General features: G+C 70.8%; 21 protein-coding genes and 1 pseudogene. 9 read left to right on the top strand and 13 right to left on the bottom strand.

The features are described from left to right. Positions 1 to 1,116 carry a DUF5937 family protein gene (locus tag AB852_RS31465; RefSeq protein WP_073794267.1) on the bottom strand — a complete coding sequence of 372 codons (1,116 nt, stop codon included), beginning with the start codon at positions 1,114 to 1,116 and terminating at the stop codon, positions 1 to 3. Positions 1,117 to 1,667: 551 nt separating this feature from the next. On the opposite strand from AB852_RS31465, the gene recO reads away from it, so the two are divergent. The 3 genes from recO (at position 1,668) to AB852_RS31450 (ending at position 3,922) form a co-directional block, all read left to right on the top strand. After that, positions 1,668 to 2,417, top strand: a complete 750-nt coding sequence (recO, locus tag AB852_RS31460; RefSeq protein ID WP_073793610.1) for a DNA repair protein RecO — start codon at positions 1,668 to 1,670, stop codon at positions 2,415 to 2,417. A 15-nt stretch (positions 2,418 to 2,432) separates the two neighbouring features. Continuing rightward, complete coding sequence (locus AB852_RS31455) at positions 2,433 to 3,263, top strand: isoprenyl transferase (RefSeq protein WP_073793609.1); 831 nt, start codon at positions 2,433 to 2,435, stop codon at positions 3,261 to 3,263. 74 nt (positions 3,264 to 3,337) lie between these two features. Continuing rightward, positions 3,338 to 3,922 carry a YcxB family protein gene (locus AB852_RS31450; protein ID WP_143201310.1) on the top strand — a complete coding sequence of 195 codons (585 nt, stop codon included), beginning with the start codon at positions 3,338 to 3,340 and terminating at the stop codon, positions 3,920 to 3,922. A gap of 139 nt (positions 3,923 to 4,061) precedes the next feature. Here the strand turns inward: AB852_RS31450 and AB852_RS31445 are convergent, their stop codons facing one another. From AB852_RS31445 to AB852_RS31430, 4 genes and pseudogenes are all read right to left on the bottom strand, one after another. Further along, positions 4,062 to 4,475 carry a Fur family transcriptional regulator gene (locus AB852_RS31445; protein ID WP_073793607.1) on the bottom strand — a complete coding sequence of 138 codons (414 nt, stop codon included), beginning with the start codon at positions 4,473 to 4,475 and terminating at the stop codon, positions 4,062 to 4,064. A gap of 428 nt (positions 4,476 to 4,903) precedes the next feature. Further along, a pseudogene (locus AB852_RS31440) lies at positions 4,904 to 5,806 on the bottom strand (metal ABC transporter permease); the annotation flags it as partial. A 10-nt stretch (positions 5,807 to 5,816) separates the two neighbouring features. After that, a complete protein-coding gene (locus AB852_RS31435; RefSeq protein ID WP_073793606.1) occupies positions 5,817 to 6,632 on the bottom strand; it encodes a metal ABC transporter ATP-binding protein in 816 nt (271 codons plus the stop codon). A gap of 365 nt (positions 6,633 to 6,997) precedes the next feature. Continuing rightward, a complete protein-coding gene (locus tag AB852_RS31430; RefSeq protein WP_073793605.1) occupies positions 6,998 to 8,161 on the bottom strand; it encodes a metal ABC transporter substrate-binding protein in 1,164 nt (387 codons plus the stop codon). 253 nt (positions 8,162 to 8,414) lie between these two features. Here AB852_RS31430 and AB852_RS31425 point away from each other — a divergent pair, with 253 nt between their 5' ends. After that, positions 8,415 to 9,797 (top strand): glycine--tRNA ligase, encoded by a 1,383-nt coding sequence (locus AB852_RS31425; protein ID WP_073793604.1) that lies wholly within the window; start codon positions 8,415 to 8,417, stop codon positions 9,795 to 9,797. 419 nt (positions 9,798 to 10,216) lie between these two features. After that, a complete protein-coding gene (locus tag AB852_RS31420; protein WP_218623292.1) occupies positions 10,217 to 11,749 on the top strand; it encodes an MFS transporter in 1,533 nt (510 codons plus the stop codon). Between the two features lie 72 nt (positions 11,750 to 11,821). On the opposite strand, the gene AB852_RS31415 is transcribed toward AB852_RS31420, so the two are convergent. After that, on the bottom strand, positions 11,822 to 12,229 hold the full coding sequence (locus AB852_RS31415) for a RidA family protein (protein WP_073793603.1): 408 nt from the start codon (positions 12,227 to 12,229) through the stop codon (positions 11,822 to 11,824). A gap of 338 nt (positions 12,230 to 12,567) precedes the next feature. Here AB852_RS31415 and AB852_RS31410 point away from each other — a divergent pair, with 338 nt between their 5' ends. Further along, entirely contained in the window at positions 12,568 to 12,933 is a 366-nt protein-coding gene (locus tag AB852_RS31410; protein WP_073793602.1) for a hypothetical protein, read from the top strand. A 98-nt stretch (positions 12,934 to 13,031) separates the two neighbouring features. On the opposite strand, the gene AB852_RS31405 is transcribed toward AB852_RS31410, so the two are convergent. After that, positions 13,032 to 13,832 carry a CPBP family intramembrane glutamic endopeptidase gene (locus tag AB852_RS31405; protein WP_073793601.1) on the bottom strand — a complete coding sequence of 267 codons (801 nt, stop codon included), beginning with the start codon at positions 13,830 to 13,832 and terminating at the stop codon, positions 13,032 to 13,034. A 275-nt stretch (positions 13,833 to 14,107) separates the two neighbouring features. Here AB852_RS31405 and AB852_RS31400 point away from each other — a divergent pair, with 275 nt between their 5' ends. Further along, on the top strand, positions 14,108 to 14,797 hold the full coding sequence (locus AB852_RS31400) for a peptidoglycan recognition protein family protein (protein WP_073793600.1): 690 nt from the start codon (positions 14,108 to 14,110) through the stop codon (positions 14,795 to 14,797). 22 nt (positions 14,798 to 14,819) lie between these two features. Here the strand turns inward: AB852_RS31400 and AB852_RS31395 are convergent, their stop codons facing one another. From AB852_RS31395 to AB852_RS31375, 5 genes are all read right to left on the bottom strand, one after another. Continuing rightward, the gene (locus AB852_RS31395) at positions 14,820 to 15,320 is read right to left on the bottom strand and encodes a GNAT family N-acetyltransferase (RefSeq protein WP_073793599.1); all 501 of its coding nucleotides are present in this window, start codon (positions 15,318 to 15,320) and stop codon (positions 14,820 to 14,822) included. Positions 15,321 to 15,404: 84 nt separating this feature from the next. Continuing rightward, positions 15,405 to 15,662, bottom strand: coding sequence for a hypothetical protein (locus tag AB852_RS31390; protein WP_079185058.1), 258 nt, complete (start codon positions 15,660 to 15,662; stop codon positions 15,405 to 15,407). Beyond that, a complete protein-coding gene (locus AB852_RS38915) occupies positions 15,659 to 16,234 on the bottom strand; it encodes a hypothetical protein (protein ID WP_073793598.1) in 576 nt (191 codons plus the stop codon). The genes AB852_RS31390 and AB852_RS38915 overlap by 4 nt, the downstream gene beginning before the upstream one ends. An 18-nt stretch (positions 16,235 to 16,252) precedes the next feature. Beyond that, positions 16,253 to 16,453: a DUF397 domain-containing protein gene (locus AB852_RS31380; protein ID WP_073794259.1), complete on the bottom strand. Its 201-nt coding sequence runs from the start codon at positions 16,451 to 16,453 to the stop codon at positions 16,253 to 16,255. Continuing rightward, positions 16,437 to 17,285: a helix-turn-helix domain-containing protein gene (locus tag AB852_RS31375; RefSeq protein WP_073793597.1), complete on the bottom strand. Its 849-nt coding sequence runs from the start codon at positions 17,283 to 17,285 to the stop codon at positions 16,437 to 16,439. The genes AB852_RS31380 and AB852_RS31375 overlap by 17 nt, the downstream gene beginning before the upstream one ends. 119 nt (positions 17,286 to 17,404) lie before the next feature. Between AB852_RS31375 and AB852_RS31370 the strand changes: the two genes are divergently transcribed. Together AB852_RS31370 and AB852_RS40060 are read left to right on the top strand one after the other, a co-directional pair. Then, complete coding sequence (locus AB852_RS31370) at positions 17,405 to 17,698, top strand: hypothetical protein (RefSeq protein ID WP_073793596.1); 294 nt, start codon at positions 17,405 to 17,407, stop codon at positions 17,696 to 17,698. Further along, positions 17,695 to 17,859 carry a hypothetical protein gene (locus AB852_RS40060; protein WP_178391165.1) on the top strand — a complete coding sequence of 55 codons (165 nt, stop codon included), beginning with the start codon at positions 17,695 to 17,697 and terminating at the stop codon, positions 17,857 to 17,859. Before AB852_RS31370 ends, AB852_RS40060 begins: the two co-directional genes overlap by 4 nt. A 231-nt stretch (positions 17,860 to 18,090) precedes the next feature. On the opposite strand, the gene AB852_RS31365 is transcribed toward AB852_RS40060, so the two are convergent. Beyond that, complete coding sequence (locus AB852_RS31365; protein ID WP_073793595.1) at positions 18,091 to 19,194, bottom strand: serine hydrolase domain-containing protein; 1,104 nt, start codon at positions 19,192 to 19,194, stop codon at positions 18,091 to 18,093. Positions 19,195 to 19,258: the final 64 nt, after the last annotated feature.

The following is a 19,258-nucleotide window of genomic DNA, read 5'->3' as shown; positions in this document are numbered from 1 at the left end:
TCAGCGCAGGATCGCTTCGAGGAAGTCGCCTCCCAGTCGCGCCACCACCCCCACGTCCAACTGGTGCTGCACGTACCGTCCGTGCCGCCTCGTGGTGAGCATTCCGGCCTCGCGCAGGGCCTTCAGATGGCGTGACACTTCGGGCGCCGTCATCCCGAAGCCCTTCGCCAGCTCGCTCGTCGTGCACGGGGCGCGGGCCAGTTCCCAGCACAGGCGTATCCGGACCGGGTGGGCCAGCGCCATCAGCCGCTTCTCCACCAGCTCGGACGTGCCCGGTCCTGGCCGCACCTCCGGCGAGGCGACCGGGTACCCGACCACGGGACGCCACCCCGGCGCGTGCCGCACGATCAGATGCGGCCAGCCGAACGCGCTCGGTACGAACGTGACACCGGGGTCGACACCCTGCTGTACGGCGTCCGCGCGCGCGTGGGACAGCTTGTCGACGGTGATGCGCCGGCCCCGTGCGTCCTCCTTCAGGGCCACGGTCGGGGAGACCGCCTTGAGCGCGTCCGTGAGGCTCCTGCGGCGCAGCAACTCTCCCTTCTCCGCCGCGTCGGCGGAGAGTTGCGGGAGCACGCGCTGCCAGACCCCCGCGAAGAACGCCTCGTCGCAGTCCTCCAGCAGCCGTCTGATCCAGGCGCGGGCCGCCGCCGGGTCCCTCAGCAGACGCTGTGCGAAGCCGAGCTGCCGGGGGCCGCGCGCCGACGCCCGCTCCAGCGCGGCGTCCCGGGCCGCGTCGTCCACCAGCGGGGAGCGCCCGCCCGCGCCGCGCAGCTCGCAGCCCGCCGCGTTGATCTCCAGCGCGGCCCCGACGTACGTCTCGTCGTCCAGCTCGTCCACCATGTCGAGCTCCCGCGCCAGCGTGGCCGACGGCACCGGGCGGCCGGGCAGCAGGATGTCCGACCGCGTCGACCGCCACAGGAACTCCGCCTCGGACATCCGGCTCAGCAGATCCGGCTCCAGCCCCGCGGCGGTCGAGGCCGCCCAGCCGCGCAGGCCCGGGTGGTGGCCGGATTCGGAGAGCACGTGCAGGGCCGCCCCGAGCTCGGCCAGCGGCGACGGCCCGAAGGTGACGCGCTCCTGCGGCAGCCCCGTGATGTCGATGTCGACGCTCATCTCCCCATGGTGCACGGCCCACCGGCCATGGGGTGCCCGATCGGCCACGTCCGTCATTCGTCGTACGGAGACGGAGATCCGGTCACCACCCCGGCCCATCCGGTACTGGTCCACGCGGCCCATCCGGTACTGGTCCACGCGGCCCATCCGGTGCTGGTCCAGGCTGCCCGTCCTGGCTCGCCCTGGCTCACCCGGTCCAGCTCCGCCCGCCCCGCCTCGTACCGCCCCGGCTCATCCCGTACGGCCCCAGCCCGCACCGTACGGTCACGGTCCGTGACCCGACAGGCGGGCCGGGCCCCGGGGGCGCGCCGAAACGCGTCCGGTCCGCGCCGGACCCCTCGCCGCGGACCGGACTCCCGCCCCGCCGCGGACCGGACTCCCGCCCCGCCGCGGACCGGACTCCCGCCCCGCCGCGGACCGGACTCCCGCCCCGCCGCGAACCGGACGCCCCCCGCCGCAGATCGGACGCCGCCGCGAACCGGAACCGTCGAAGCGCACCGGAACTTTACGGAGCGGTCCGCCGGGCCCCGTACGTGCGGGAGAATGAACGCATGAGTCTGTTCCGGGACGACGGGGTGGTGCTGCGGACCCAGAAGCTCGGTGAGGCCGACCGCATCATCACGCTTCTGACCCGCGGCCACGGACGCGTGCGCGCGGTCGCCCGGGGAGTACGGCGCACGAAGTCGAAGTTCGGGGCCCGCCTCGAACCGTTCTCGCACGTCGACGTGCAGTTCTTCGCACGCGGCAGCGAACTGATCGGCCGCGGTCTGCCGCTGTGCACCCAGAGCGAGACGATCGCGCCCTACGGCGGCGGCATCGTCACCGACTACGCCCGGTACACCGCCGGTACGGCCATGCTGGAGACCGCCGAACGCTTCACCGACCACGAGGGCGAGCCCGCCGTCCAGCAGTATCTGCTGCTCGTCGGGGGGCTGCGGACCCTCGCCCGGGGCGAGCACGCGCCGAATCTCGTCCTTGACGCGTTCCTGCTGCGCTCACTCGCCGTGAACGGCTACGCGCCCAGTTTCGGGGACTGCGCCAAGTGCGGAATGCCCGGGCCGAACCGGTTCTTCTCGGTGGGCGCGGGCGGCTGCGTATGCGGGGACTGCCGGGTACCGGGCAGCGTCGTACCCTCTCCGCAGGCCCTGGAACTGCTCGGGGCGCTGCTCACCGGCGACTGGCCCACCGCCGACGCGTGCGAGCCGCGCCATGTCCGTGAGGGCAGCGGGCTGGTGTCCGCGTATCTGCACTGGCACCTGGAGCGCGGCCTGCGCTCCCTGCGTTACGTAGAGAAGAGCTAGGAGAGACAACCCCGCATGGCACGACGTGGAATCCTGGGCCGGTCCCGGCGCGAGTACAAGATCCCCGAGCTGCACCCGTCCGGCGCCACCGCCCCGAAGATCGCCGGGGAGCTGCTGCCCAAGCACGTCGCCGTCGTGATGGACGGCAACGGCCGGTGGGCGAAGGACCGCGGGCTGCCGCGCACCGAGGGGCACAAGGTGGGGGAGGGCGTCGTCCTCGACGTGCTCAAGGGCTGTCTGGAGGTGGGGGTCAAGAATCTCTCCCTGTACGCCTTCTCCACCGAGAACTGGAAGCGGTCGCCCGACGAGGTCCGCTTCCTGATGAACTTCAACCGGGACGTGATCCGCCGCCGCCGCGACGAGATGAACGAACTCGGCATCCGTATCCGCTGGGCGGGACGGATGCCCAAGATGTGGAAGTCCGTCGTCCAGGAACTCCAGGTCGCCCAGGAGCAGACCACGCAGAACGACGCGATGACGCTTTACTTCTGTCTCAACTACGGCGGGCGCGCGGAGATCGCGGACGCGGCGCAGGCCATCGCCCGGGACGTGGCCGCCGGGAAGCTCGACCCGTCGAAGGTCAACGAGAAGACGTTCGCCAAGTACCTGTACTACCCGGACATGCCCGACGTCGACCTGTTCCTGCGGCCCAGCGGGGAGATGCGCACCTCCAACTACCTCATCTGGCAGAGTAGTTACGCCGAGATGGTGTTCCAGGACGTGCTGTGGCCCGATTTCGACCGCCGGGACCTGTGGCGCGCGTGCGTCGAGTACGCCTCCCGTGACCGCCGTTTCGGCGGCGCCATCCCGAACGAGCAGCAGCTCGCGGCGGGCAGCGGACGCTGACGCGGGGCCCCCGGGAGCGGGGTTCCGGCGTGCTCCGCTCGGAACGGAACCACGTACTCCACAGGGGGCATCTCGTGACGGACACGACACCGGTGACGGCCGGGACGGCTCAGGCCGCCGAACAGGCCGGCGGGACCGCGTCCGGCGGGCCGGTCGAGCTGCACTACCGGACGACGATCAAGCACTGCCGTGAGGCACTGTCCCTGCGGCCCAAGGTGGTGCGGGGTGCCCGGGCCCTCCAGGTCTGCGTCCTCCTGCTCGCCATGGCCGCCGGGGGCGCCCTCCCGGTGGCCCTGTTCGGCCGTGACCAGCCCGTCTGGGGCGTGTTCTGGGCGGCGCTGGCCGTCGTGACGGCGCTGATGGGGCTCAGCCTGATCCAGAACCACTACATCCGCTCGTACCAGCGGATCGCGGAGCACCAGGGGCCCGTGCACGCCGTGGCGGACGACGAGGGGATCAGGTTCAGCACCGAGAAGATCGTGTCCTGGACGAAGTGGTCGATGTACGGCCGCTACGCGGAGGGCCCGAACGTGTTCGCCCTGTTCACCGGGGACAAGTCGACGGCGAGCTTCTTCGCCCTGCCGAAGGCGGGCGTCGCGGCGCCGCAGGACGTGGACCGGCTGCGGGAGCTGCTGGACCGGCACCTGCGGCGCGGCTGAGACGACCGTCCCTTTCGGCGGGGCGGGGCCGGCCCTCATCGGGGCAGTCCCTGATCGGCGAGGGGTCCTGAGGGGCGCGGGGTCCTGAGGGGCGCGGGCGCGACCCGGCCGCGCCCGCTCCCGGGAACCGTCGGCCGGGTCAGCCGGCCTCGGCGGTCCGCGCGCACTCCGCGCACGTACCGAAGACCTCGACGGTGTGCGCCACGTTCACGAAGCCGTGCTCGACGGCGATCGCCTCCGCCCATTTCTCCACGGCCGGGCCCTCCACCTCGACGGCCTTGCCGCAGGCGCGGCAGACCAGATGGTGGTGGTGCTCACCGCTGGAGCAGCGGCGGTAGACGGACTCGCCGTCCGAGGTGCGCAGGACATCGACCTCACCGGCGTCGGCGAGGGACTGGAGCGTGCGGTACACCGTGGTCAGACCCACGGAGTCGCCCTTGTGTTTGAGCATGTCGTGCAGCTCCTGGGCGCTGCGGAACTCTTCCACCTCTTCGAGCGCCGCCGCCACGGCCGCGCGCTGGCGGGTGGACCTGCCTCGAACCGGGGCTGTCACGTTGGCCTCCTCCTGGTCTCCTGCCCGGCCATTGTGCCAGGCGGGTACCCCCCGGGTCGTCACATGAACACGTGGGGCCCCGGGGACCCCGGGGACGTGGCCGTGCGCGAGTGGTGTTCCGCGGGACGGAGCCGGCCGGTCGTACGGGGCCGGGCCGCTGGTCAGGCGCGCGGCGACGGGACCTCCACCCCGGACTCCCGCCCCGTTTCCGTCGCGGCTCCCTTGCCGCCGGACCGCCCGGGAACCGGCTTGTTCCCGCCGGACGACCCGTGGGACCGGCCCGGAATCGGCTCGTTCCCGCCGGAGCCCCGCTGAACCGGCTGGACCTGCTGAACCTGCTGAACCTGCTGAACCTGCTGAACCTGCTGAACCTGCTGAACCTGCTGAGTCGGCTGAACCGCCTCGTTCCCGCCGGGTGCCCGCCCGGTCCGCGCGTCGGGCACGGCGCACTCCAGGGGGAAACCGCCGTCGTGACCGGGCTCCCCGCTCTCCGCGGCCCGCGCCGCCGCCGCTGCCCTGGCCCGGCGCCGGGCCAGCGGGGTGGCCAGCGCGGTCAGCGCGATGAACACGCCGATCGTCAGCAGGACGATCGTCGCCCCGGGCGGGACGTCCTGGTAGTACGAGGTGACCGTGCCGCCCAGCGTCACCGTGACGCCGATCGCCACCGCCACCGCGAACGTCGCCGCGAAGCTGCGGGTGAGCTGCTGCGCCGCCGCGACCGGGACCACCATCAGGGCGCTGACCAGCAGCAGCCCCACGACCCGCATCGCCACGGTGACGGTGACCGCCGCCGTGACCGCCGTCAGCAGGTTCAGGAACCGCACCGGCAGTCCGGTGACCCGGGCGAACTCTTCGTCCTGGCTGACGGCGAACAGCTGCCGCCGCAGTCCGACCGTCACCAGCACCACGAACGCGGCCAGCAGGCAGATCGCGAGGACGTCCTGCGACGACACCGTGGACAGCGAGCCGAACAGGTACGAGCTGAGGTTGGCGTTCGAGCCGCCGGGCGCCAGGTTGATGAACATGACACCACCGGCCATACCGCCGTAGAAGAGCATCGCGAGCGCGATGTCCCCGCGTGTCTTGCCGTACCAGCGGATCAGTTCCATGATCACCGCGCCGAGCACGGCCACCGCCATCGCCATCCAGACCGGCGAGGTCGACAGCAGGAAGCCGAGGCCGACGCCGGTCATCGCGACATGGCCGATGCCGTCGCCCATCAGGGCCTGGCGGCGCTGCACCAGATAGATGCCGACGGCCGGGGCCGTGATGCCGACGAGTACGGCGGCGAGCAGGGCCCGCTGCATGAAGGCGTAGTCGAGAATCTCCATCAGCGTGTCCTCAGCTCAGCAGTCCTGTGCGCACCGGCTCCGGATGGGCGGTGTGCGGATGGACATGGTCGTGACCGGGCAGGGCGTGCTGGCCGACGGCCCTCGGGGGCGGGCCGTCGTGCAGGACGCAGCCCTCCCGCAGGACGACCGCCCGGTCGATCAGCGGCTCCAGCGGGCCCAGCTCGTGCAGCACCAGCAGCACGGACGCGCCGGAGGCGACCTGGTCCCGCAGGGTCGACGCCAGCACCTCCTGGCTGGACAGGTCGACGCCCGCCATCGGCTCGTCCATGATCAGTACTTCCGGTTCGGCGGCGAGCGCGCGGGCGATCAGCACCCGCTGGTGCTGGCCGCCGGACAGCGCGTCGACCGGGTCCCCCGCCCGGTCGCCCATCCCGACCCGCTCCAGCGCGGACCGTACGGCCGCCCGGTCGGCGCGCCGCAGCAGGCCGAACCGGGTACGGGCGAGCCGGCCCGAGGACACGACCTCGGTGACGGTCGCGGGGACCCCGCCGGACGCCGTGGTCCGCTGCGGTACGTAGCCGATCCGGGCCCAGTCGCGGAAGCGCTCCCTGGGGACGCCGAACAGGTCGATCGTGCCGCCGGTGACCGGCACCTGTCCGATGACGGTGCGTACCGCCGTGGACTTGCCGGAGCCGTTCGCGCCGAGCAGGGCCACGACCTCGCCCCGGTGGACGGTGAGGTCGATGCCGCGCAGCACGGGACGCGAGCCGAGTTCGGCCGTCACCCCGCGCAGGGCGATGACCGGGTCGCCGTCCCGTCCCGGTTCGGTGGCGGAACGTTCCGCCTTGCTCTGCGTGTCACCCATGGCCCGTGTCCCTTCCGATCGCCGTTCCGGTCCGTTTCACCGTGGCCGGTACTGCCGCTGTCGCCGGTACCGCTCGTCCTGCCGGTACTTCTGCCGGTACTTCCCGCTGCTTCTGCTGCCGGTTCTGCTTGTTCCGTTTGTTCTGTCGGGTCCCGCGCGTTCTGCTGCTTCTGCCGGTCCCGCTCGTTCCGCTCGTTCCACCGGTTACAACCGTTTCCGCCGTTTCCGCCGTTTCCGCCGTTTCCGCCGCTTCCGCCGCTTCCGCCGCTTCCGCCGCTTCCGCCGCTTCCGACGGTTTCGACGCTTCGGCTGTTGTGCTGGACATCACATGTCCGTGGCCGCCGCCGGTTCCGTCGCCCGGTGGTTCACTTCGCGCCGAGCGCGGTCCGCAGGGCGGTGAGGTTGGCCTCCATGACCTGGACGTAGTCGTCGCCCTTGGACTTGTCGGTGATCCCCTCGACCGGGTCCAGGACGTCGGTGCGCAGCCCCGCGTCGTTCGCGAGGGTCTTCGCGGTCCGGTCGGAGACGAGCGTCTCGTAGAAGACGGTGTCGACCTTGTCGGCCTTCGCCGTCTGCTGGAGGGCCTTGATCCGGGCGCCGCTGGGCTCGCTCTCCGGGTCGAGACCGGTGATCGACTCCTCGATGAGGCCGTAGCGGTCGGCGAGGTAGCCGAAGGCGGAGTGGGTGGTGATGAAGACGTCGGTGCGGGTGTCGCGCAGCCCGCCCTCGAACTTGGTGTGCAGCGCGTCCAGCCGCTTCACCAGGGCGTCCGTGTTCTTGCCGTAGTCGGCGGCGTGGTCCGGGTCGGCCTTCGCCATGGCCTTGCCGAGCCCCTTCGCGACCTCGGCGTAACGCACCGGGTCCAGCCAGATGTGGGGGTCGGGGCCGTCGTGGGAGTGCCCGTGGTCGTGCCCGTCGTGCCCGGCCTCCTCCTCGGCGGCCTTCTCCTCCCCGGCGGGCTTCTCCTCCTCGCCGTGGCCGTGCCCGTCCTCCGCGTGGCCTTCTTCCGCGTGACCGTGCCCGTCCTCCGCGTGACCGTGCTCGTCGGCGTGCTCACCTGCGGGTTCGCCGGACTTCGAGGGCTCCGCGGACTTCGAGGGCTCCCCGGACCCGGCGGACTTCTCGGACCCGGCGGACTTCCCGGGCTCCGGGCCGTCCTTCTCCAGCGAGGTCAGCGTGGTCGCGTCGACCTTCGTCCGGGCCTCGGACTGCTGGACGGCCTCGTCGACGGCGGGCTGGAGGCCCTTCAGATAGAGGACCAGGTCGGACTCCTCCATCGCGGCCGTCTGCCGGGCGCTGATCTCCAGGTCGTGGGGCTCCTGGCCGGGCTCGGTCAGGGTCGTGACCTCGACATGGCCGCCGCCGATCTCCTCGGCGAGGTACTGCATCGGATAGAACGACGCCGTGATGTCCAGCTTGCCGTCACTCCCGCCGGCCGCGTCCGAGGAGGAGCAGCCGGACAGGGCGCCGAGGCCGAGGAGGGCGGTGGCCGCCACGGCGGTGCCGGGTATCAGACGTCGTACGTTCATGACTCTCATTTTCAACAATTGTGGAAACGATTGTCAATAAACCGGGATGTCGTCCGCGTCACCCGAACGAGTCGGCGGTGTCCTGGGTGATCATGGTGTCGCGGGGCGCCTCGCGCGTACCGGTACCAGGGCGGGCAGGCCAACCGGAGTTGGCCCGGCCCCCGCCCGCGCCGGTAACCTGATGGCTTCGCTCTGAAGCAATCGCTTCGCGCCGTCGTCATCCGTCGTCATCCGTCGTAATGAAGAGAGCACCGTGGCCGCCGACAAGATCGACACCATCGTCAGCCTGAGCAAGCGCCGTGGCTTCGTCTACCCCTGCAGTGAGATCTACGGGGGCCAGCGCGCCGCCTGGGACTACGGACCGCTGGGCGTCGAGCTCAAGGAGAACATCAAGCGTCAGTGGTGGCGCTACATGGTCACGTCCCGTGAGGACGTCGTCGGCATCGACTCGTCGGTGATCCTCGCCACCGAGGTGTGGGAGGCGTCGGGCCACGTCGCGACCTTCAGCGACCCGCTCACCGAGTGCACCTCCTGCCACAAGCGCTACCGCGCGGACCACCTGGAGGAGGCGTACGAGGCGAAGCACGGCCGGCTTCCCGAGAACGGCCTCGCCGACATCAACTGCCCCAACTGCGGCAACAAGGGCCAGTTCACCGAGCCCAAGTCGTTCTCCGGTCTGCTCGCCACGCACCTCGGCCCCACCCAGGACACCGGCTCCGTCGCGTATCTGCGGCCCGAGACCGCGCAGGGCATCTTCACCAACTTCGCCCAGGTCCAGCAGACCTCGCGCCGCAAGCCGCCGTTCGGCATCGCGCAGATGGGCAAGTCCTTCCGCAACGAGATCACGCCCGGCAACTTCATCTTCCGGACCCGCGAGTTCGAGCAGATGGAGATGGAGTTCTTCGTCAAGCCGGGCGAGGACGAGAAGTGGCAGGAGTACTGGATGGAGCAGCGCTGGAACTGGTACACCGGTCTCGGCCTGCGTGAGGAGAACATGCGCTGGTTCGAGCACCCGGCGGAGAAGCTCTCCCACTACTCCAAGCGCACCGCCGACATCGAGTACCGCTTCCGCTTCGGCGGCAACGAGTGGGGCGAGCTGGAAGGCGTCGCCAACCGCACCGACTACGACCTGTCGGCGCACTCCAAGGCGTCCGGCCAGGACCTCTCGTACTTCGACCAGGAGGCCGGCGAGCGCTGGACCCCCTACGTCATCGAGCCCGCCGCCGGTGTCGGCCGCACGATGCTCGCCTTCCTCCTCGACGCGTACATCGAGGACGAGGCGCCCAACGCCAAGGGCAAGCTGGAGAAGCGGACCGTGCTGCGCCTCGACCCGCGCATCGCGCCCGTCAAGGTCGCCGTCCTGCCGCTGTCCCGCAACCCGGAGCTGTCGCCGAAGGCGAAGGGCCTGGCCACCGCGCTGCGCCAGAACTGGAACATCGACTTCGACGACGCGGGTGCCATCGGCCGCCGCTACCGCCGCCAGGACGAGATCGGTACGCCGTTCTGCGTCACCGTCGACTTCGACACCCTCGACGACAACGCGGTCACCGTGCGTGAGCGCGACACGATGAAGCAGGAGCGGGTCTCCCTCGACCAGATCGAGGGCTACCTGGCCTCCCGTCTGATCGGCTGCTGAACCGCCGTACACCTGGAACCCCGGCCCCGTGCACCACGTACGGGACCGGGGTTCCGGCGCGTCCGGGGCGTTGCGGCGCCCTGGGGAGTACGTGGAGTACGTACCCGGGGTGCTCGGGGTGCCCGGGGTACCCGGGCGCCTGGAGCGCTCGGGATGTCTGGGGTACCCGGGGTGCCTGGAGTGCCCGGGATGTCTGGGGTACCCAAGGTGCCTGGGGTAGTACCCGCAGGCCGGATATCGCCTCGCGGGGTGCCTGCCAGGCCGGATATCGCCTCGGCCACTGGGCCGGGGCGCCTCCGCCCCGCGCCGTAGGACGATCGTCCCACTGGACCTCAAGCTCACTTGAACTTCTACGTTCGTGACCGTTCCAGGCCGGCCCGGGAGGACCCGGGCCTTCCCCCACCGAAACGGAGCGAACGTTGAACGCTGCCCGTGAAGTACCGACGCCACGGCCGAATCCGGGTGCGACCCTCGCCGTCGTCCTGCTCGGGGTCCTCGTCGTCCCGATGTCGATCTCGGGCGCCGCCGTCGCCCTGCCCGGCATCGGCAGGGATCTCGATACGTCGGGCGCGCCCCTGATGTGGGTCGTGCACATCTACAACCTGCTCTTCGCGACGGTCACCCTGGTCGCGGGCTCGCTGTCCGACCTCTTCGGGCGGCGGCGGATCTTCGTCACGGGCGGCGCGCTCTTCGCCCTCGGGTCGCTCGTCAGCGCGCTCGCGCCGCACATCCTCGTCCTCGATCTGGCGCGGGCGGTCGCCGGAGTGGGCGCGGCGGGTGTCCTCGCGAGCTCGGGGGCCATCCTGGCCACGACCTTCGAGGGTGCCGCCCGGACCCGGGCGTTCGCCGCGATGGGGACCGTCGTCGGCGTCGGCATCGCCTTCGGCCCGACCCTCTCGGGCTGGCTCGTCGGCGGGCTCGGCTGGCGCGCCGGGTTCCTCTTCTACGTCGTCGTGCAGGCCGTCGTCCTGGTGGGCAGCGTCCGTATCGCCGAGTCCCGGGCCGCCGAACGCCCCCGGGTCGACAAGCCCGGCGTGCTCACCTTCGTCCTCGGGCTGGCGCTGGTGATGACCGGGCTGGTCGAGGGCCCCGAGATCGGCTGGGGCGACCCGCTCATCGTGGGCGCGCTCGTCCTGGGCGTCCTGCTGCTCGGGGTGTTCGTCCGGGTGGAGCGCCGCAGCGGCCATCCCGTTCTGGACCTCACCCTGATCCGCAACCGCCGCTACACCGCGTGGTGCGTGGCGACACTGGTCACCTCGGTCGGGTTCATGGGCACGCTGACCTTCCTGCCCACGTACTTCCAGGGCGCCTCCGGCAGCTCGGCCTCCGGTGCCGGGGCGACGATGCTCCTGATGACGGTCCCGGTCCTCGTCGCACCGCAGTTCGGCGGCTGGCTGATCACCCGGGGGGTCCCGGCGCGGCTGCTGATGGGGCTCGCACTGCTGCTCATCGCGGTCGGCAGCGCCTGGCTCACCGTGCTGCGGCCGGGGATCGGGGCCCTCGAACTGTCCGGTCCGCTGGTGCTCGTCGGTATCGGGATGGGCGTGTCCTTCGGCATCACCGACGGCCAGGCGATGAGCCAGGTCGAACCGGAACGCGCCGGGATGGCCGCCGGGTTCCTCAACACCGTCCGGGGCGGCGCGGAGGCCCTGGTCCTGGCGGTGTTCGGCTCGCTGCTGATCAGTCTGCTCCAGAGCCGGGTCGGCTCGGCGGCGCTCGCCAAGGAGATCGCGGCGGGCAACCTCCCGGCCGGCCCCGGCCGGGGCGCCCTGGCGGACGCCTTCACCAGCGCGTGGCACATCGCCCTGTGGTGGGTGGCGGGCGCGTGCGTGGCCGGCGCGGCGGTGGTGACGGCGATGCTGTCGGGGCGGTCGGGGACGGCGGCGGACGCAGCCGAGCCGTCGGGGTCCCCGACGGCGGACGGGGTGACGGGTACGGGTACGCGGCGGTAACGGCAGGGCCTCTCGTGAGGGCTCCCACCGGCGACGGTCCGGGTTCGGCGGTACCGGACACGCTGGACCAGGTCAGTCGAGGACCGCGGTGGCCTCGACCTCCACCAGGTGCTCGGGTACGTCCAGTGCCGCGACGCCGATCAGGGTGCCCGGCGGTACGGGGGCGGCTCCGAGCTTGGCGGCTGCCCTCGTGACCCCCTCCGCGAACAGGGGCATCTTGTCGGGGGTCCAGTCCACGACGTACACGGTCAGCTTCGCCACGTCGTCGAACGAGGCGCCGACCCCCGCCAGGGCGGTGGCGACGTTCAGATAGCACCGCTCGACCTGCGCGGCGAGATCACCTTCACCGACCGTGACCCCGTCGGCGTCCCAGGCGACCTGCCCCGCGACGAACACCAGCCTCGACCCGGACGCCACCGACACCTGCCTGTACGCCCCGACCTCCGGCAGCCCCTCCGGGTTCACCAGCGTGATGGCCATACCGCCCGCCTCCTTGTCGCACGAGCCCGAGGGCCCGCTTCCCCACGGGCGGAACGTCGCCCGATGGTCTCCAGTGGTTACTGGGGAACCGTAGGAGAGTGGCCGCTGACATGGAAGAACGCACTTTCCGGTGACTGGGGAACCTGATGGTGACCATGGCATCAAGGGCTCGCGCGCGGAACTCCTTCGCAGCCGCCGCATCCTCCGGGACACCCTTGCCACGTAGGGCCGGACCTTGTGCTCTTCGTGGGACGAGGAGGAGAAACCGTGGCCGACTCCTACGTCGAAGTACTGGGCTCCGTGTGACCGGGACCGGCTTCCGGGGACATAATGCGGGCATGGTCGCCACGTCCTCATCCGAGCAGACACCGTCCGCCGCCGAGGTGCTGCGCGCACGGTACGCCGGGCGATTGCCTGCTGACCTTGAGAGCCTGTGCGGGCCCCAGCACGGCCCCGTCGATCTCCCCCTGCATGTCGTCTGGTCCGGACTGCGCACCTTCGACCTGGACCGGCCCAGATCCCGGATGAGCCTCTACCGCGCTGTGCTGGCGGAAGGCCAGCACGACGACCTGGTGAGATTCCTGGACGTCTCTCTCTTGATGGCGCAGTGGCCCGTCCTGCGCACCCTGATCAGCAAGCCGCTGCGCGACGTGTGGGAAGACTCGTTCCCTTCACTCAGGGAAACGACGACGGCTGCGGCATGAACCCGGACTGAAACGGCCGTCGATCCTGATCGAGCTTTCTGTCCCTGTGTGTGCGTGACAGCCCTGGCCCGTTGCACCCGTACTGGTCCCACCGACGGTCAGCCCGGGGCGCCCGCGCGGACCGGTTCGATCGTGCGGCGCCTGACTAGCAGTACGACGATCAAGGTGACCTGGAGGGCGATGACCAGGGCCATGCCCAGGTACGCCTTGGGCTGGTCGCCCACCTGGCTGGAGAACAGGCTGATGTCCCAGAGGCCGTGGACCAGCATCGGCAGCCAGATGGCGCCGCCGACCCGCAGGCACAGATAGAAGAAGTAGCCCGAGGTGGTGACGACGAGGGCCTGTACGACGGCCTGTGCACCCGTGCCGAAGGCGTTGCTGACGTGCACGAGACCGAAGACGAGCGAGGAGCAGAGGGCGACCTTGCCCTCGGTGAGCCCGGCCCGCCGGAAGACGTGGACGCCGATGCCCCGGAACATCAGTTCCTCACCGACCCCCACGAACAGCCCGAGCAGCAGCACGCAGAGCACCAGCGAGACGCTCTGGTCGGCGAGGTGGCCGTAGTTCAGGCCCAGCACGGCGACGGCGATCATCGAGATCGGCACCCAGCGCACCCAACGCCGCACCGGGGCGCGGTAACTCAGCACCTCGCCCCACCAGCCGAGCCAGGTGACCACCCCGGCGGCGAACACGATCGACGCCCCGATCGGGATCAGCGCGTTGCGCACCAGGGCCTCGGCATCAGGGAACGCGCTGTCCGAGTCACCGGAGTCCACACCGATCAGCAGACCCAGGCCCTGGATGATGCCCGCGTAGACGATCACCACCACCAGGAACCAAGGCCATGACAGCCCGCGGCCGGGCCGGCCGTCCTGTTCCGCTTCCACCCTGTCGAGCACTTCCGTCCCTTCCCCGGGCGGCGACCGCGCCCCGCCCCCACCGGGCGCGGTCGCACGCCGCCGCGGCTTCCCCGACAGAATCTCATGCGGAATAGAACGAATGTGCCGGATCATCCCCTGACCAGCCTTAACACTTCGGTGTTCACGGGGTCGGCGCTGATGTCTGTTCGTTACATTGCCATCAAGGTGCCATCATGTGCGCGGTTCAAGGTGGGCGGCATGCCGATCCCCGTTAACATCCCCGCGGTCCCCGGTGTACGGACGCGGAGGTGCCCGTGACAGGGCAGCGCCGACGTCCGGCCGAGCCCACCCGGCGCGGTGTGTTCGTCATCGGCGGGGGGCTTCTCCTCGCTCCGGCCGTCGCGATCCTGCTCGGGCAGGACCGGACCGCGCAATCGGTGGCGCCCCGGACGCAGGCCCGCGCCCAGCCGCCCAGCATGGAGCCCGCCTCCACCCCGCCCCGGCCTCCCGGCTGGATGCCCGGCGTCCTCAGGAAGCCGATCGACAAGAACTTCCGCCGGGGCGGGCGGAGCGGACAACAGGGCCTGATCATGCATGTGCAGGAGGGCGAGGGCTCGCTGTTCGAGCGCTTCTCCGACCCCTCGACCAGGAGTTCCGCCCATTTCTGGGTCTCGCAGGCGGGCGTCATCGAGCAGTACATATCCGTCCACGACCGCGCCTGGACGCAAGGAGCGGGCAACGTCGGATGGGCCTCCCTGGAGACCTCCGGCTTCGCGAGCAAGCCCCTCACCACCGCACAGGTCGCCTCGGTCGCCCGCGTCTACGCCTGGGGCGCCCGTGAACACGGCTGGCCGCTCGAAGTCGCCGACTCCCCGGACGGCCGGGGCCTCGGCACCCACGAGATGGGCGGCGCCTCGTGGGGCGGGCACGCCTGCCCCGGACCGATACGGACGGGACAGCGCGACGCGGTCATGCGCCGCGTGCGACGGTTGTCCCGGGCCTGACCGAACACCCCTGGTCCCGGGCTCAGTTCACGTACGGGCTGCGGCGTTCCAGCAGGACCACGTCCCGCCAGACCCCTTCGCGGCGGCCGATCCGTTCCCGGGTGCCGACCACCCGGAAGCCGGTACGCAGGTGCAGCGCGATGCTCGTGGTGTTCTCCGGGAAGATACCCGCCTGCACGGTCCAGATCCCCGCCGCGTCCGTCGACTCCAGCAGCGCCCGCAACAGCGCGCCCCCGAGGCCCCGGCCCCGCGCGTCCGGGTCCACGTACACCGAGTGCTCGACCACTCCCGCGTAGACCTCCCGGTCGGACACCGGCGCAACGGCGGCCCAGCCGAGTACGCGACCGCCGCCGTCGAGCGCCACCAGCCGGTGCGCCCGCAGCTTCGCCCCGTCGAACTTCTCCCAGGTGGGCGCGGCACTCTCGAACGTCGCGTCACCCCCGTCGATCCCGAGCCGGTAGATCGCGAGCACGCGCGCGGAATGCTCGGGCCGCATGGGGGTGATGCGTACGTCGTCGCTCATGCGCGGTCCCTGGGGTGGAGTCCTACAGATACGGCGGTAGGGTCCCGGACGGTGACCGGGCGCCTGGACGTTCGTTGGGCTGCGTCAGCCATGAATGATCTTGACCGCTGTGACCACCAGGGACGGTGGCCCGCCGACGTAGTAACGGACGATCGCGCCCGCGACGGTCGCGTGCCGCCGGGTCGGCTCCTGCCCGGGTACCGCCGGCCTGGAGCCGTGACCGTAGGGGTCGTTGCCCAACGTGGACGCCATCGCCGCGTCGAATCTGGCGCGGAAGGCGGCCGGCATCTGGCCGCGGACCTTCTCGGCCTCGCCCGCGTACTGGATGCGGTAGCGGCTCACGCGCCCTCAGCTCCTTGGTCGGACGAGCGCTTCTCAGCGGCCTTCAGGTCGGCGATCAGGGCGTCTTCCTCGGCCAGTTCCTCCGGCGGGTAGCCCCAGCGCAGGGCGGCGTAGGTCAGCTCGTGCCCCGGAGTTCCGGTGATCTCGGCCTCGAACTCAGGGAGTCTTTCGGTGTCCAGGGCGGCGCGGATGCCCTCGATCGTCGCCGGGAAGGTCTTCGACCCGACAGGGAAGCCCGTGGACCACACCGCAGGGGCGACCTCACCCGCCGCTTCGTCCAGTGGCGGATGCGTGGGGGCTACCACCTCTCCGTTCTCGTCCAGCACACCGCTGAAGTCACCGCTCTTGAGACGGCCGACGGCTTCCGGATCCGCTTCCTCGGCGTCCGGCGGCAGCGCCCAGCCGAGAATCACGTACACCAGGTGCTTGGCCGGGGTCCGGGCGATCTCGGCGTCGAACTCCGCGAGTCCCCTGGTCTCCAGGGCGGCTCGTACACCCTCGATGCTCGACGGGATCTCGATCCGCCCTCCGTCGAGAGGAACGCTCCACACCGGCCCGTTGCGCGTGGTCATGCCTGGTCCTCATTTCCCTCAGCCGCCGAGCGGGTCCCTCGTCCGGACCGCTCCGATGAACGCCGTCCAGGCCGGGGCCTGGACGAGGAGTATCGGTCCGTCGGGCCGCTTGCTGTCCCGTATGGGGACGGCGTCCGGTACGCCGTCGGCCACTTCCAGGCATTCGCCGCCGCTGGGCCCGCTGTAGCTCGATCGACGCCACCTAGCCTGGGATTCCATCAGCACGTTCGTGCTCCTCTGCCGCTGCGATGAGTAGAGCGAGCGAGGCTTCCACAGGAAGTGCCTGCCCCAGGGCGAGAGCATATGCCGTGTTGCAGTGAGTGACCGAAGCGGGATCATCCATCAAATGACCTGTCCGAAGCCCTTCCACGTAGGCGACCGACGGGGCGTTGTTGAACGCCATCAACACGAGCAACGATTCGATCAGAGGGTGCGCGCCTTGCGCGAAAGGGAGGATATGAACTCGCACGCGCCCGGCACGACCGAGTGCCGCGATATGGCGCAACTGCGCCCCCATCACGGCCCCGCCACCCACTCTGCGGCGCAGGACGGCCTCGTCCAGCATGGCCCACACCACCGGTGGGTCCGGCCGGTCGAGGACGCGGGCACGATCCGATCGGCCCGCGAGCTTCAGTTCGATCTCCATCTTGACGGTCGCCGGGTTGGCGGCACCTTCCAGAAGCACGGCGTAGGCGTAGTCCGTCGTCTGGAGAATCCCTGGCACCAGCGAGAGCCCGAACAGCCTTATCTCGGTGGCAGTTTCTTCGAGTTCCGCAGCGGCGCGGAAGTGATCTGGAAAGTGTCCTTCATCGATCCAGCGGCGCCAGCGGTGGAAGAACCCGCCTGTGTCCAAGGTCAGGTCCAATAGCTGCGCCTGTTCCAGATTCGGTTTGCGGCGACCGGCCTCAAAGTGCCCGATCATGCCGTCGCCCAGGCAAAGTCGCAGGCCCAAGTCCTCTTGGCTGAGGTTCGCTTCTGTGCGGAGACGCCTCAGCTCCTCGCCCATGAACTCGAATGCTGCTTGGCGTTCGTGACGCTCCGCATGCCCCATGGCCAACACTCCTTCCTACAAAGCGCGTTGTAGGCATAAACCGTCTTCCGAGATTACCGCCCGTCCGTTGAAGCTCGCAGTGCAGCAAGCAACTCACGGCGAACGAAAGGTAACGGCAAATGAGCGCGCAACCGATCACCCCCACCGGCATCACCATCAACCGGGCGCCCGGGGAACCGATCCACCGGGTCATCAAGGGCGATGCCCCGGACATGGTGTTCCTGCCGCTGACGGTGGTCCAGGGCGACACCCCCGTCCCCGCCGGGACGGGGCTCATGCTCAGCGAGCGGGAAGCGGCCCGGCTCGTGGATCAGTTGAAGGACGTCCTCCAGCGGGTACGGGGCGGGCGGCTCACGGCCGTCGTCGTCCCCGGCACCGTCACGCGCCGCGAGACGGAGGCGGGGGAGGCGTGAGGCGGCACCGGCATCGGAAACGGCGTGCGCCCCGGCGGAGCCGTTCGCTGCGGCAGGCGGTCGCGCGCAACCTCGACGCCCTCGTCCCGTTCGCGATCTACGCGATCAGTTTCCTCGTCATCATGAGCGCCTACCTCAAGCCCCACTGGTACCTGCCGTGAAGGCCCCGGACGCGGCCGGTGGCCGTCCCTGTCCCTTCTGTCACGCGCGCGGGCGGGTCTCGGACGGGTCGATGTCCGGCCCGCCGCGCGAGCGTGAGTGCCGCCGATGCCGGGGCACCGGCGGCTACGACCCGGCCCGGGACCCCGTACGGCAGTCCCCCTGTGACTGCCGTACGGGCGGCGGCGGATGAGTGGGCGCGGTGCGTGCCCGCTCATCCGGACCGGCGGGGGTCAGGCCGTGTGCCGCCGCACCAGGGCGATGATCGCCGTCGCCGCCTCGAAGTCCGGGCCGAGGCGGTTCTTGGTGACCGCGAACGTGATGCCCGTCGCGGTGTCGGCGCCCGCCCAGCTGCCGCCCATCCCGCCCATGCCGAAGACGGTCGTGCGCGGGTCGGGCTCGGCGCCCGGGGCGCCGAGGCTGTAGCCGAGGCCCAAGGTGCTGGGCATGCCGAACACCTCGTCGGGGCCGCTGGACGCCACCTCGGTCACCTCGCGCAGCCGTTCCGGGGTGATCAGCCGGACGCCGTCCACGTCACCGAGCATCGCCGCGTACATCCGGGCGATCGCGCGGGCGGAGGTCTTGCCGCCCGCGGGGATGTCGGCGGCGAGGACGTCGGCGCGGTTGCCGAGCGCGGCGTTCGGGAACGTCCACAAGGGGCCCGCCTTCAGCATGGGCGTCTCCGGCGGGAGCATGCTCATGTCGAAGTCGGAGGGGACGTCCTCCAGGACCGCGAGCCGGTGGTGCTCCTGCTCGGGCATGCCGAAGTACAGTTCGTCGGCGATGCCCAGCGGCCCGGTGACGTCGTCGCGCAGCACCTGCGAGATGGTGCGGCCCGTGGCGCGGCGGACGATCTCCCCGATCAGGTAGCCGAACGTGTAGGCGTGGTAGCCGAGTTTGGTGCCGGGCTCCCACCAGAGCTCGGCGTCCGCGAGGGCCGCGCACATGTGGTCCCAGTCGCAGACCTGTTCCACGGTGGTGTCGAGCGGGATGCCCGGGACGCCCGCCGTGTGCGCGAGGACGTGCCGTACGGTCACCTTCTCCTTGCCGTGGGCGGCGAACTCGGGCCACAGCTCCGCGACGGGGGTGTCGTAGCCGAACATGCCACGGTCCACCAGGAGATGGGCTATCGCGGAGGTGGCGCCCTTGCCGATGGACCAGTTGTAGAACGGGGTCGACGGGGTCACCTCGCGTCCGGTGGCCGGGTCGGCGGTACCGGCGACGGCCTCCGCGACCAGCGAACCGTCCGCGTACACGGCGGCCTGCACCCCGCGTTCGGCGCCGCTCGCGACGAGCTGGTCGACGGTGTCCTGGAGTTCCCGCTGAAGATCGGCCATCGTGCCGTCCCGCCTTTCGTGCCGTACGGGGCGCGTCCGGTGACGGCGTGCTCCCCGGGCCCGC

This window comes from Streptomyces uncialis (genome assembly GCF_001905345.1).
GTDB classification, from domain to species: Bacteria; Actinomycetota; Actinomycetes; order Streptomycetales; family Streptomycetaceae; genus Streptomyces; species Streptomyces uncialis.
The sequence above is the reverse complement of the archived record's forward strand: the minus strand, read 5'-3'. Positions and strand labels throughout refer to the sequence as shown.